This is a genomic window from Desulfosporosinus nitroreducens, assembly GCF_023897015.1.
In the GTDB taxonomy this organism is placed as follows: Bacteria; Bacillota; Desulfitobacteriia; order Desulfitobacteriales; family Desulfitobacteriaceae; genus Desulfosporosinus; species Desulfosporosinus nitroreducens.
Genome location: NZ_JAMHFY010000005.1, coordinates 115,678 through 128,210, shown reverse-complemented (window position 1 = coordinate 128,210; position 12,533 = coordinate 115,678). Strand labels below are relative to the sequence as shown.

Genomic DNA, 12,533 nt, shown 5'->3' with positions numbered 1-12,533 from the left:
CAGCGGGGCAGATCCATTCGATGGATCTGCCCCGCTGTCAAAAAGCACTAAATTATTAAACTTCAAAACGCTGGATAACTTGGTGCAAATGAGCGGAAGTTTTGGCTAATTCTGAAGAAATCATTGCGATTTCTTTGGTTGAAATCATTTGTTGTTCTACAGTTGCTGCTGCTTGAGTTGCTCCTTCGGCGAATTGAGTAGCAATTGTTGTAGCTTGCCGTTGAGTTTGAGCTAAAAGTTCACTCTGGTTTAATAAGCGATCGGCATTTTGCAGGTTTGTTTCTACTTTATAAGAAGTCGCATTGATCACCTCGTCAAGAGATGTGATTGCTTGTCCGGCCTTTTCGATTACCTCTTTCCCGCGGTTGACCTCGCCCATGCCTTGACTTATTTTTTCCACAGTTGTATCGACCATTCCTTGAACACTAGAAATGAGCTCCATAATTTGACGAGAAGAATAAGCAGAGCTGTCTGCCAGCTTTCTGACCTCTTCTGCAACAACGGCGAATCCTCTGCCGTGTTCTCCTGCTCTGGCAGCTTCAATCGCTGCGTTCAAGGCTAATAAATTGGTTTGGTCGGAGATCCCATTAATCACAGAAATGATATCCCCGATTTTTTGCGCCTGCTCAGCTAATCCCAGTATAGAATCATTGGCTTGCTCGGTTACTTGATAGATAATGCTCATTTCGCGAATCGCTTCATTAACCGCGAAGGTTCCTTCCTGACTTGTTGTTTTAGCCGATGTAGTCAAGGAAAGAACTTCCTGAGTACTCGTTAAGATGCATTGGGAAGCGGATTGGATCTCATCCACTTGCTTTTGAGACATTTGCATCCCCTGAATTTGATCGGTAGCCCCTGCGCTGAATTCTTCTAAAGTAGCCGCCAAAGTTTCTTGGTTTTCGGCGGATATTTGGGCATGGGATGCTTGAGTATGGCTCATTTTTTGGGCACGTTCAGAAAAGGAAGCTAAATCCATGATGATAGACTTCATGCCGAGGGATACTTTATTTACTTCATAGGATAGATTTCCTAATTCATCGTCGGTATGAGCTTTGGCCAGAACCTTTAAATTCCCTTTTGCGATGGCTTTAGTCACTTTAAAGGTTTCACGCAGGGCAGTTGCAACTCTGTTTTTTAGCCAGGCACTATAAACAATTTGGGCTCCTAGAGCAATGGCAGAAGAGATAAGGGATACCGGTGAAAAAGAACTTAAGATAATCCATGCCCCGCCGAGAAAAAGGACGGGGAGTGTTCCGGAAAACACTTGTTTGCCAAGTTGTACCTTATGTAGGGGGATACCTAGACGAACGGCAAAGGTATGATCTCCTTTGGCAAAAACTGGACTTGCAACGTCAAGTAAAACCTCTCCAGTGTTGCGATGATAAATCTGAGTAATGGGTTGAGTGCATTGAGCGGCTTTTAGTTCAATATCGTTGTTAAAGATAATACCTTCTCTTAAACGGTTTGAGTGAATTAAGGCCAATCCATTTAAATCACAAAGCAATAAAAATTCATTGTTTTCAAGGTTCCGATCAATTGCTTCCCTTAGTGGTCTCCGGGCACTTTCCCAATCATTAGATTGGTCTAAGATGACCTCTAACTCTTTTGCTATACGATTGATGGTATCTAACCCACGTTTCTTCTGAGTAAAATTTACTTTTATATTTCCAGCCACGATCATCTACCTCCTTTAAATTAATCGTTAATTACTAACGCTAACTAAGAAAATGACTTAAAAAGTATAATGAATAGTTAAAAGATTATAAATTTACAATAACACGTACTCGATTATATTTCAATAAGATGGTTTTTAAGGGTAACTATTCAAGGTCGAAGTTAATGAGAAAACTTTAATAAGCATAAGAAACGGGAATATCTTTGAAGATATTCCCGTTTATATATCGATGAATGGACATTATATACCCATATTATACTGCCGATCATGTTGACATAACTATATCACAGGAATTATGTGAATGTCAACTTTAAGTTCTTAGCTTACATTAAATACTTACCCTTTAATCTAACTTAAGGAGCTGATTTTAAATGGATAACTACCAACGAAATCACCACGAAGAATTAGAATATTTAAGGGAAACGGTGCTTCTATAAGTGGTAGTTCCTTGTTCTGCTTTGGTGACGAAAGCCTCCAGTGGAGGCTTTCGCCGAGCCGCCTTCCCATTAGGAAACATTTAGAGGTTTAGGAGTAGAGTTCATTCTACGGCGCGAATGTATTTGTTTGTGGAATATGCGCCCTCGGCATAAGTCTATCCTCAGCGCAATAGTATTCGTTACGGGCCGTGTGCTTTCGGCGATAATCTCCACCGGAGACAATCTTACTCGTAAGCTTGAGTATCCTGTCGACGAATACGCTTCATGGGTAAAAAACTACACCACTCGTACTGGTTTTCCTAAAATATCCATTTATACCTCCCGGAAAGCGACAGGTTTTACTTCACCTTTCAGATATAATTTTTAAGAGAAGCGCATGGAAAGGATGTACCAGATGGGCGTTGCAGAGACCTATCTCGATCTGGTTATTCTCATCAATGGAGGAATGGACACTCTTCTGCTTAACGTTCTTGGTCGACTTCTCAACCTTAGGATCCGTCCAAGCCGAATCCTGATGGCCGTTTTGCTCGGCGAAATTCCAGTAGTTTTAACCTGTTATTCAGCTCCACAGTGGACCGTTTTTATTAAATGGATCATTCCGTTTCTTATGATTCTAGTTGCTTTTCCGACAAGGAGACTAAATGTGTTTTTTAAGGCGCTAACAGGTTTTTGGCTTCTTTCGGCAGGGCTTGGCGGATTTGTCTATGCTTCATGGGGGTGGGCGCAATTTGATGGCGGGCTAGGTGGAGAACGATTAACTCTGGTTATCTACAATTTTTGGATTATTCCTTTAGGGGCAATCGTTTGGTGGTTTTTACAACGTCTTTGGCAACGTTGGCAGGAAAGGAAATCTATTCTGGGGAGAAATATCTACGATTTGGAGATCAACTTTGGTGGAAAAGAACATGGGGTCGTGCAAATAAAAGCGTTACTGGATACTGGCAATCATTTAAGAGATCCGTTAACAGGGTCCCCAGTTATTCTTCTGGAAGAGGAGGTCGCCGTAAGTGCTATGCCGGATAACATCAGAGCATTCCTAGATATTCCTTGGAAGGATTACGCAGATCCATGGCCATTATTATGGAAGGTCAATCCTATTTTAGTAAAACGTCTTGTTTTCATCCCCTTCCAAGCTATTGATAGTCAAAGCTGGTTGCTAGGGATAAGACCTGAGAGTGTGACGTGTTTTAGTAACAAAGGATCTCGGCAAATCCATGCTACCGTGGCACTTGTCAGGCAAGTGTTAAGCTCAGAGGGTGAATACCAGGCGTTACTACACCCGGAACATGTGCAGAGAGGTGGAGATTAATGAAATGAAGTGGTGGAGCAGTGTTCAAGGTAAGGCTAGACGCCTATGGGTCATGCTTCTTCAAAAGGTCTTTGGAGTTAGTGGAATCTATTATGTTGGAAGCAGTGAAGCCCTACCCCCACCACTTAACTCGGATGAAGAAGGGGTTCTCTTAGAGCGCTTGGAAATGGGAGACGGTTCAATTCGAGATATTTTGATTGAACGGAACCTGCGTCTTGTGGTTTATATTGCTCGTAAATTCGAGAATACAGGCATTGGGATTGAAGATCTCGTATCTATAGGTACCATTGGACTAATTAAAGCGGTTAATACATTTGATCCACAGAAGAAAATCAAGCTGGCAACCTATGCTTCACGGTGTATTGAAAATGAGATTTTGATGTATCTTAGACGTAACAATAAAACACGGTCAGAAGTGTCTTTTGATGAGCCTTTAAATATCGACTGGGATGGAAATGAATTACTTTTATCAGATGTATTAGGTACCGAAAATGACATTATCTCTAAGCCCATTGAGGAGCAGGTGGACCGCCAACTGTTGCATTTAGCAATGGGCAGGTTGACGAATAGAGAAAAGGTCATCATGGAACTAAGGTTTGGTCTGGATGATGGTGTAGAAAAGACTCAAAAAGAAGTAGCCGATCGTTTGGGGATCTCTCAGTCCTATATTTCACGGCTCGAGAAACGGATAATTCGCAGATTGCGTAAAGAATTTTGCCGATTGGAATAACCTAAACTGTCTTAGGGCATACTTCCCAACAGAATTTGCTGGGGAGGTGCTCGTAGTTTGGCATTGAATAAAGTTGAGATTTGTGGAGTGAACACCTCAAAGTTGCCTGTGTTATCCAGCGTGAAAATGAAAGAGTTGTTTGTGATTTATCAAGCTGGAAATCGCAGTGCCCGAGACAAACTAATCCATGGGAATCTCCGCCTTGTTCTTAGCGTGATTCAGCGGTTTACGAATCGTGGAGAATATGTGGATGATCTTTTTCAAGTCGGCTGTATTGGGTTAATGAAAGCTATTGACAATTTTGATCTGGGTCAGAATGTAAAGTTCTCTACTTATGCTGTTCCCATGATTATTGGGGAAATCCGACGTTACTTAAGAGATAATAATCCTATTCGAGTGAGCAGGTCCCTGCGCGATATTGCCTACAAGGCGCTTCAGGTACGGGACCAGTTGGTCAGCGAGCGATCATGTGAACCAACGGTTGCAGAAATAGCCCACAAACTGGCTCTGCCTCGGGAAGACGTTGTTTTTGCCTTAGATGCTATTCAAGAACCTATTTCTTTATTCGAGCCCATATATCATGATGGTGGGGATCCTATCTTTGTAATGGATCAAATAGGAGATGATAAACAGTCAGATACTGGCTGGGTTGAAGGACTTGCTGTGCGGGAAGCATTGCGTCGCCTTAGCGAACGAGAAAAACTTATCCTGTCTTTGCGCTTTTTTCAAGGTAAAACCCAAATGGAAGTCGCTGATGAGATCGGGATTTCCCAGGCTCAGGTTTCTCGCCTTGAGAAAGCAGCCATGCAACACATGCGCAAGTATGTGTAAAAAACGCGGTTGGATATTTGATTTCGTAATTCACTTATGCTAGACAAATCTAATATATCTAAACTACTATAGCCTATTTTTAGCCTCTCCCTCATATGATGACATATAAGGCACTATGCTCGATGAGCGATGTGCAAGTATGATGAACGATATTCGGACTTCGAACCACGAACTTCGAACATCGAACCTCGAATAGGGGGGCTAACAATGCGGATCTCGGATTTAAGATTATTAGATATTGTAAATGTTAAAGATGGGCGCAGGTTAGGGCCAATTAAAGACCTGGATTTAGATTTGGAACGGGGCACAGTTAAAGGGATTATTGTGCCTGGACCTTCGCGCAGTTGGGGGCTTTTTGGCAGTGGGAAGACGGAAGATTTTTTTGTCCCTTGGGATCATGTCAAAAAAATAGGGGTTGACGTTATCTTAGTAGATGTTAATGATCTGCCCGAATTTAATATCGAAAATGATGATCGTCGATAATGTTCACTAAATCGGAAAAAGCATAAGGCTTGTTCTCATTCAGAGCAAAGCTTTATGCTTTTTTATTATTAATGATAATAATAAATGAAGACCCTATTTGTTACTGAAAGTACTATATGACTAGGACCTTTGGAGGTTTGTCCTAAAGGTTATTAAATGATATTATTAAATGTAAACCAAAGGAGTTAGAAGGATGAGCTGGAAGTGGTATAATACTGGAAGTTTAACCTGCCTAACTGTTCCAAAGTGGCAAGTTGCAGGAATCGACTTAGGATTTTCGACTCGCGTCGGGGGGGCGAGCATGGTTCCCTATGATGCGTTGAATTTAGGACTTCATGTTGGAGATGACCCTAATGCAGTTTTGGAAAACCGCAAACGTTGGTTTGATCATTGGGGGGTTCCATCGACTGGGGTTGCAGTCGGAGAACAGGTTCATGGGACAAATGTAATTTGGGTTAAGGAAACAGATGGCGGACGAGGGTCGAACGAACTAGGGACGGCAATTCCAGCTGTCGATGGATTAGTGACACAAAGCACTATAGGGCTAATGGCCTTTTTTGCTGACTGTGTCCCGCTATATTTTTACTACCCAGATCTACAAGCAGTGGGAATTGTACACGCTGGTTGGAAAGGGACTGCCTCGAAAATTGGGCAAAGGGCTTTGGAATGTTTTGAAAAAGTTGGTGGGCGGACTGAAAATGCTTGGGTGGCAATCGGGCCGAGCATTGGTCCCTGCTGTTATTCTGTTGACGAACGTGTCGCCGAGCAGTTTCGCTCCAATTACGATAAGACTCCGTTTCTTGTTCCCCAAGAAGATGGACACTACTTGCTTGATCTATGGGAGGCTAATCGAACCTTGTTCTTAGAAAGCGGAGTTCGCCCAGAAAACATAGATGTCGCGGCAATCTGCACTGCAGACAATCAAGAATGGTTTTTCTCTCATCGTCGAGATGGTGCTCGGACAGGGCGAATGGCAGGATGGATCAGAATGCGAAGCACGAAGCACGAAGCACGAAGCACGAAGCACGAAGCACGAAGCACGAAGCACGAAGCACGAAGCACGAAGGTATTAAATGTTCGATCCACGTGCATCGAACCTCGAGCCTCGATTAGGAGGGATAGCTTAGGTGGCAACAATCTTAGTGGTTGATGATGAGGAACCGATCCTTGAACTCCTTAGATTCAATTTGGAGAAGGAAGGGTACCTTGTCTGTGTAGCAAAGGATGGTCAGGAAGCCTTGGAGCGTGTTGAAAAGGAACAACCTGATCTCGTGGTGCTGGATCTCATGTTACCGGGGATGGATGGACTAGAAGTTTGTCGCAGAATCCGGTTAATTCCAAAGTACCAGCAAATTCCCATCATCATGTTAACTGCCAAGGGTGAGGTAATTGACAGGGTTTTAGGTCTTGAGCTTGGTGCAGATGATTATATGACTAAACCATTTAGTCCTCGTGAACTATTAGCTCGAATTAAAGCTCGTTTGCGCCGGATTAATTTGCCTGAGGAAGCTGATTCTCAGATTATTCGTGGAGAGCTAAGAATCGATGTGAAAGGGTTTCGGGTCTATGTGCGAGGGGCGGAGACTGAGTTAACCCCCAAAGAGTTTGAACTTCTGCGTGTTTTAGTAGCACATCCTGGCAGAGTTTACTCACGGGATGATTTATTAGAACGAATTTGGGGATATGAATACGATGGAGATACCCGTACGGTTGACGTTCATGTGCGTCATCTGCGTTTGAAAATCGAAAAGGATCCTTCGAATCCTGAGTATATTGAGACATTGCGCGGAATCGGCTATCGTTTTAAAGGATAACCAATGATGAGCATAAAATGGCGGCTAACCGGACTCTTTTTAGGTATGACAGGGCTTTCTATACTCCTTTTTTGGGTGGGGGAAAGTGTGAGGCTAGTGTCTGGGGAACAACGGATTGATGTGGGAGTCATTCTTCTTGCACTGCTTCTTCCTGCTGGGGTTGTTTACTTCTACACGAGTCAACTTATACGACGGATGGAGAAACTTCACTTTGCAACTCAGCGAATTGCGAGGGGAGACTTTGAGCATATTCATTTATCGGATTCAACGGATGAAATTGGACAATTCACAGTCGAACTTAATAGTCTTTCACGCCACGTCGAAATGATTGTTCAAAATGGAACTCAAGAAGCACAAAAGATGGAAGCCATTTTAGCCGGGATGCAAGAAGGTGTCGTTGCTGTAGATCATGTGGGACGGGTCGTCTTAGTGAATGCTGCAGCAGAGAGGATTTTTGAGCGACAAAAAACTGTTCGAGATCTGGAATATCTGTTAGAGCTGACGTATGACTCGGAACTGGAGCAACTCACTCGCAAAGTGCTTTCAGGCCAACCTTCTGCTATGCGAGAAATACAAATTGCTCAAAGGATCGTGCAAAGCAAGATTAATCCAATTTTAAGCGGACAAGGCCAGTCGCGAGGCGCAGTTATTGTATTTCATGATGTTACTGAGCTTAGACGACTTGAAAAAATGCGAACGGAATTTGTGGCTAATGTCTCACACGAATTGAGAACTCCACTGACGTCTATCAAAGGGTTTGTGGAAACACTTCTTGATGGGGCGGCAGAAGACCCCTCTCTGCGAAATCGATTCTTGGAAATAATTCAAGCTGAGACTTTGCGCTTGCAGCGGCTTATCGAAGACTTGTTGACGATAGCTCATTTAGAAGGGCACGAAAATCGTGCGGAAGTGAGAACCGGTAAAGTTAGTTACGTACAAAATGCCTACGATAAGATTAAACCAGTAATTCAAAGCGTGGCACAGGCCAAAGGAATTGAAGTGGAAGTTGATCTTCCGGAAAACTTGCCGCCGCTTATCATGGGGGAAGATTTATTAAGTCAACTTCTCCTGAATCTTTTGGAAAATGCGGTTAAGTATACAGCCGCAGGTCGTGTCTGGTTACATGCACAAGTTGGCCCCAAATTCCTTCGCCTTGAATTTGGAGATACCGGTTGCGGCATTCCTGAGGATATTTTGCCAAGAATCTTTGAGCGTTTCTATCGAGTTGACAAGGCTCGTTCCAGAGGACAAGGAGGGACGGGGCTTGGGCTGAGTATCGTAAAACATATGGTAGAGGGTGTAGGCGGAGATATTAGCGTAGATTCCGAATTAGGAGTTGGAACCGTCTTTACGTGTAATCTCCCGAGAGCTAAATCTTAGTTCGTTGATGCGCTCTAATCTCGAACGTCCTTTCGAATCATTCCCAGCGCATATGGCACTAAGGCGATATCCGAGTTTTCTAATCTCGAACTAGCAGGAGGTTAAAATGGAGGGGAAGAGAAGGAAAACGAATTATTGGTTTTGGGGTATATTGTTTATCGTTTTAGCCGGAGGGGTTGTATGGTGTTATCGCTCAACTCTTATTGCAGGGAGAATAAAGTTTGCCGTGGCCGAAACTGGAACTATTAGGCATGAACGTTCGGTGGCCGCAACGTTTGCTAATCAAGAGCTGACAGTACTTGCCCCTCTTTCGGGCAAGGTTCAGTATATAGGGAAAGATGGTCAACGTCTTAGACTTGGAGAGACAGTGGCTGTAGTTCAACCTGAGGGGGCGGCTCCCGGGACTATGGAGAACGCCCAGAATCAAACGATTACAGCGGCTAAGGGAGGACTGTTTTTTCGCCAAAGCGACGGCTTGGAATCTGTCTTAACGAGTGAAAATCTAATTTCTATGGATCTTAATAAATTATTAACTCAAACGTCCAGCCTGAAAACTAGCGAAACTACGGTTCAAAAAGGGGAAGTTTTGGGCAAAATCGTGAATAACCTGATTCCGACTATGGCCTTTCTAGAGACGCCAAATATCGATGAACTTACTGTTGGCAAGACAATGCGTGTGACTGCCGGCAATCAAACGATAAGTGCGAAAGTTTTGCGTAAATCAGATCAACCAAAGGGAGTAATTGTTGAGTTTCCCCACTATATCGACGGCACTGCGGCCCAAAGACGCCAGGAAGTGTCCTGGATCTATCGTCCACCCACCAACGGAGTTCTTATTCCGAAATCTGCACTGTGGACACAGGGAGAGGAACTGGGAGTCTTTCTCTGGAGTGAGGGGGTTGTACAGTTTAAAAAGGTGAAAGTGCTTGATGAAGATGACAATATGGCCTGTATCATGGATTTGCCAAACGGCATTCCTGTTGTAATAACACCGCAGGATGGCTTAGAAGGATTAGTAGCCAACGTAAAAAATATCTAGACCAGGCTATATTAAGCAGGAAACATGCGAAACGGCGTAGAATTCATTGCGAAGGAGATATTCTGATGTTGGCAAAAGCGGGTATTGAACAGCGCTTGATGGAGGTTCGTCAGCGTATAAACCAAGCGGTAGAACGAAGTAATAGAGATCCGAGTACTATCCGATTATTGGCTGTTTCTAAGACCCAATCCGTTTCAGGCTTAGAGGAGGCTTATCAAGCGGGGCAAAGAGCCTTTGCAGAAAATCGTGTTCAAGAATGGTTGGAGAAAGCGCCTAGTCTTCCAAGTGATTGTGAGTGGCATCTGGTGGGAAGGCTTCAAACCAATAAAGTTAAGTATTTAGATCAAAATGTTACTATGATCCATTCGCTGGATAGGTTTCCATTGTTGGAAACACTAAATAACCAAGGTGAACGGCGTGGTATTATCTGGACGGCATTAGTTCAAGTAAATGTCGCCAGGGATCCCGCCAAGGCGGGACTTATGCCAGAGGAAGTTCCAGACTTTTTAAACTCAGTTGGGGAGTGTCCCTATGTTAAAGTTCAAGGGTTAATGACCATTGGCGCTTTGGGAGCTAGCTTAACGGAGACTCATGGGTATTTCCGACAACTTCGGGAGTTGCGTGATACTCTGCAATCTCAGAAATGGCCTGGAGTTGATTTGCAGGAGCTTTCCATGGGGATGAGTCAAGACTTCGAACTAGCTATTGAAGAAGGGGCAACCCTTGTTCGTGTAGGTCGTCAGATTTTCGGCGAACGTGAATAGAGACCTGAAAGGGGAGGAAAGATATGGCAAAGTTAATTGATAAAGTCATTGGAATTATGGGATTTGCAGACGATGAACCTGAAGAGGATATCTTTGAAGAGAATGAACGTGAGAAAAATTCCCAAGAAGAGGTTCGTACCAGCCGTAAGAATGCCCAAGTCGTAAGCATTCATACTCAAAAGCAAATGAGAGTTGTAGTCATGGAACCGAATTCTTTTGAAGAAGCCCAAAACATTGCGGATCAGTTAAAAACCCGGCGACCGGTTATTGTCAACCTTGAAAACGCTGAAAAAATGTTAGCCAAACGCATTGTCGATTTTATTAGTGGAACAACCTATGCGTTAAATGGCAACATGCAAAAAGTCGGAAACGGCATCTTCCTGTTTGTTCCAAATAACGTCGATATTTCGGGAGAAATGCGAGACGAACTAAAAGACAAAGGTTTGTTTTGGCCCAGTTCAAAAATAGGGAGGGATTAACATTCTATTCGTTGTTCAAATTATTGATAAAGTGATTACAATCCTGATATACGCAATTTTTGTGAGAGTTATTCTATCTTGGTTCGGACCTAAATTATCGCCGACCAGTAATAAATTAGTTAGTGCTCTCTATGACGTAACTGACCCAATCCTTAAGCCGTTTCGACGGTTTCAATTCGGAAATTCAGCATTACCAGTAGACTTTTCTCCAATCTTTGCAATTTTCGCGTTGAATATAGTGCAGTGGCTTGTGTGGAAAATTTTATAGGATGAAGCATTCAATTGACCGAAGTGTTCTAAAATATTGGGATGAAAAAGAAGCTCGTTTGGAAGCAGCGCATTTATTAGATCAAGTAAATGGTGTGCTTAATGAAGGGGTTAGACAAGTCACTCCATTTTTGAGCTTTGCCATGAGGGAGTGGGCTGAATCAATTTTACGTAAGGAACATCTTGAGTTTTTAGCGGAGGGCGGGTTTTCAGAAGCGGAACGGGTTCGAATTCTGATGGGGTCTAAAGGAGAAACCTTAGACTTCAAAGATGCAGACATTGCCCTGTTATGGGTACGATCTACTGATGCTCGTGCTCAGCTCGAGCATCGACAGATACTGGGATCCCTCATGGGATTAGGCTTTAGACGGGATGTCTTGGGGGATATCAGACCTGGGCAGAGCGGTTTTTATGTTGCTGGAACCCTGGAAATAGTCCCGTATTTATTAAATCATTGGACACATGCGGGGCGTGAAAAGATTGAAGTTTCACTCATTAACGGAAAACCAGACGTACTTCCTGAATTGGGTGAAGAGCGCCGGATAACGGTTAATTCATCACGCTTGGATGCGGTGATCGCTAATGCTTTTAAGGTTTCGAGGAGTATGGCCCAGGAGTGGATAAGTCATGGCAAGGTGAGGAAAGCTGGCCTTGTGGTGTTTAAAGCGGAAGCAGAAGTACAGACGGATGACATAGTTTCTTGTCGAGGGTATGGGCGCATAAAGCTTTTGGAGAGTTCCCAGACTCGCAAGGAACGAATAGCTTGGCAAATCCTACTTTTTCGGTCACGACGGCACTAGGAGGGAAATATAATGGAGATGACTCCTCTTGACATACGAAACAAAACTTTTCGCAAAGGGATTCGGGGCTATCAATGCGAGGAGGTGGGGAAATTTCTCGAGAATGTCAGTCAGGAATTTGAATTAGCGTATACAGAGAATTTCGAACTGCGAGAAAAGACAAAAGGGTTGGAAGCGGAAATTGGGCATTATCGCCAAATCGAGAACACCTTACAACAGACCCTAGTGTTGGCTCAACAAACTGCTGAAGAGGTTAAGGAGACCGCTCGTGAAGAGGCGGCACTTATATTACGGAAAGCAGAACATGAAAAGTTAACTAAGGTGTCTGAAGCGCAGAAAAAGTGGGAAGAAATACAAGAGGAGATCCAAGAGCTTGCTAGAAAACGTGATTTATTACGTACACAACTTAAGTCTTTTCTTCTAGCGCATCTAGATTTGGAAACCTTACAAGAAAAAAATGAAGGCATCGCTTAACGGGATTAGAGTCAGGATGTTGCGAATCTGTCTAGTTTCGTGGTAAAATAT

General features: G+C 43.4%; 13 protein-coding genes and 1 pseudogene. 13 read left to right on the top strand and 1 reads right to left on the bottom strand.

Going from position 1 to position 12,533, the window contains the following annotated elements; all coding sequences use genetic code 11:
- Window positions 1-55 precede the first annotated feature (55 nt).
- Entirely contained in the window at window positions 56-1,681 is a 1,626-nt protein-coding gene (locus tag M8E35_RS07675; RefSeq protein ID WP_252468260.1) for a methyl-accepting chemotaxis protein, read from the bottom strand.
- 807 nt (window positions 1,682-2,488) lie between these two features.
- Between M8E35_RS07675 and M8E35_RS07670 the strand changes: the two genes are divergently transcribed.
- From M8E35_RS07670 to M8E35_RS07610, 13 genes and pseudogenes are all read left to right on the top strand, one after another.
- Window positions 2,489-3,421, top strand: coding sequence for a sigma-E processing peptidase SpoIIGA (locus M8E35_RS07670; protein WP_252468259.1), 933 nt, complete (start codon window positions 2,489-2,491; stop codon window positions 3,419-3,421).
- Window positions 3,422-3,425: 4 nt separating this feature from the next.
- Complete coding sequence (sigE, locus tag M8E35_RS07665) at window positions 3,426-4,151, top strand: RNA polymerase sporulation sigma factor SigE (protein ID WP_282437803.1); 726 nt, start codon at window positions 3,426-3,428, stop codon at window positions 4,149-4,151.
- Between the two features lie 57 nt (window positions 4,152-4,208).
- On the top strand, window positions 4,209-4,982 hold the full coding sequence (gene sigG, locus M8E35_RS07660) for an RNA polymerase sporulation sigma factor SigG (protein ID WP_073028328.1): 774 nt from the start codon (window positions 4,209-4,211) through the stop codon (window positions 4,980-4,982).
- Window positions 4,983-5,189: 207 nt separating this feature from the next.
- Complete coding sequence (locus tag M8E35_RS07655) at window positions 5,190-5,465, top strand: YlmC/YmxH family sporulation protein (RefSeq protein WP_252468258.1); 276 nt, start codon at window positions 5,190-5,192, stop codon at window positions 5,463-5,465.
- 193 nt (window positions 5,466-5,658) lie between these two features.
- A pseudogene (gene pgeF / locus M8E35_RS07650) lies at window positions 5,659-6,468 on the top strand (peptidoglycan editing factor PgeF); the annotation flags it as partial.
- 124 nt (window positions 6,469-6,592) lie between these two features.
- Window positions 6,593-7,279 carry a response regulator gene (locus tag M8E35_RS07645; protein WP_252468257.1) on the top strand — a complete coding sequence of 229 codons (687 nt, stop codon included), beginning with the start codon at window positions 6,593-6,595 and terminating at the stop codon, window positions 7,277-7,279.
- 6 nt (window positions 7,280-7,285) lie between these two features.
- Window positions 7,286-8,659 carry a sensor histidine kinase gene (locus tag M8E35_RS07640; protein WP_252468256.1) on the top strand — a complete coding sequence of 458 codons (1,374 nt, stop codon included), beginning with the start codon at window positions 7,286-7,288 and terminating at the stop codon, window positions 8,657-8,659.
- Window positions 8,660-8,765: 106 nt separating this feature from the next.
- On the top strand, window positions 8,766-9,698 hold the full coding sequence (locus M8E35_RS07635) for a biotin/lipoyl attachment domain-containing protein (protein ID WP_252468254.1): 933 nt from the start codon (window positions 8,766-8,768) through the stop codon (window positions 9,696-9,698).
- Window positions 9,699-9,763: 65 nt separating this feature from the next.
- The gene (locus M8E35_RS07630; RefSeq protein WP_252468252.1) at window positions 9,764-10,462 is read left to right on the top strand and encodes a YggS family pyridoxal phosphate-dependent enzyme; all 699 of its coding nucleotides are present in this window, start codon (window positions 9,764-9,766) and stop codon (window positions 10,460-10,462) included.
- A gap of 23 nt (window positions 10,463-10,485) precedes the next feature.
- Window positions 10,486-10,941, top strand: a complete 456-nt coding sequence (locus M8E35_RS07625) for a cell division protein SepF (RefSeq protein ID WP_073028321.1) — start codon at window positions 10,486-10,488, stop codon at window positions 10,939-10,941.
- Window positions 10,937-11,209 (top strand): YggT family protein, encoded by a 273-nt coding sequence (locus tag M8E35_RS07620; protein ID WP_495537913.1) that lies wholly within the window; start codon window positions 10,937-10,939, stop codon window positions 11,207-11,209. The genes M8E35_RS07625 and M8E35_RS07620 overlap by 5 nt, the downstream gene beginning before the upstream one ends.
- 1 nt (window position 11,210) lies before the next feature.
- Window positions 11,211-12,008 (top strand): YlmH family RNA-binding protein, encoded by a 798-nt coding sequence (locus tag M8E35_RS07615; protein WP_252468249.1) that lies wholly within the window; start codon window positions 11,211-11,213, stop codon window positions 12,006-12,008.
- Window positions 12,009-12,020: 12 nt separating this feature from the next.
- Complete coding sequence (locus M8E35_RS07610) at window positions 12,021-12,482, top strand: DivIVA domain-containing protein (protein ID WP_252468248.1); 462 nt, start codon at window positions 12,021-12,023, stop codon at window positions 12,480-12,482.
- Window positions 12,483-12,533 lie beyond the last annotated feature (51 nt).

Coding starts and splice junctions, on each gene's coding strand:
- M8E35_RS07635 (WP_252468254.1), top strand. CDS start 8,766: ATGGAGGGGAAGAGAAGGAAAACGAATTATTGGTTTTGGGGTATATTG.
- M8E35_RS07655 (WP_252468258.1), top strand. CDS start 5,190: ATGCGGATCTCGGATTTAAGATTATTAGATATTGTAAATGTTAAAGAT.
- M8E35_RS07670 (WP_252468259.1), top strand. CDS start 2,489: ATGGAAAGGATGTACCAGATGGGCGTTGCAGAGACCTATCTCGATCTG.
- M8E35_RS07640 (WP_252468256.1), top strand. CDS start 7,286: ATGAGCATAAAATGGCGGCTAACCGGACTCTTTTTAGGTATGACAGGG.
- M8E35_RS07615 (WP_252468249.1), top strand. CDS start 11,211: ATGAAGCATTCAATTGACCGAAGTGTTCTAAAATATTGGGATGAAAAA.
- M8E35_RS07630 (WP_252468252.1), top strand. CDS start 9,764: ATGTTGGCAAAAGCGGGTATTGAACAGCGCTTGATGGAGGTTCGTCAG.
- sigE (WP_282437803.1), top strand. CDS start 3,426: ATGAAGTGGTGGAGCAGTGTTCAAGGTAAGGCTAGACGCCTATGGGTC.
- M8E35_RS07675 (WP_252468260.1), bottom strand. CDS start 1,681: ATGATCGTGGCTGGAAATATAAAAGTAAATTTTACTCAGAAGAAACGT.
- M8E35_RS07610 (WP_252468248.1), top strand. CDS start 12,021: ATGGAGATGACTCCTCTTGACATACGAAACAAAACTTTTCGCAAAGGG.
- M8E35_RS07625 (WP_073028321.1), top strand. CDS start 10,486: ATGGCAAAGTTAATTGATAAAGTCATTGGAATTATGGGATTTGCAGAC.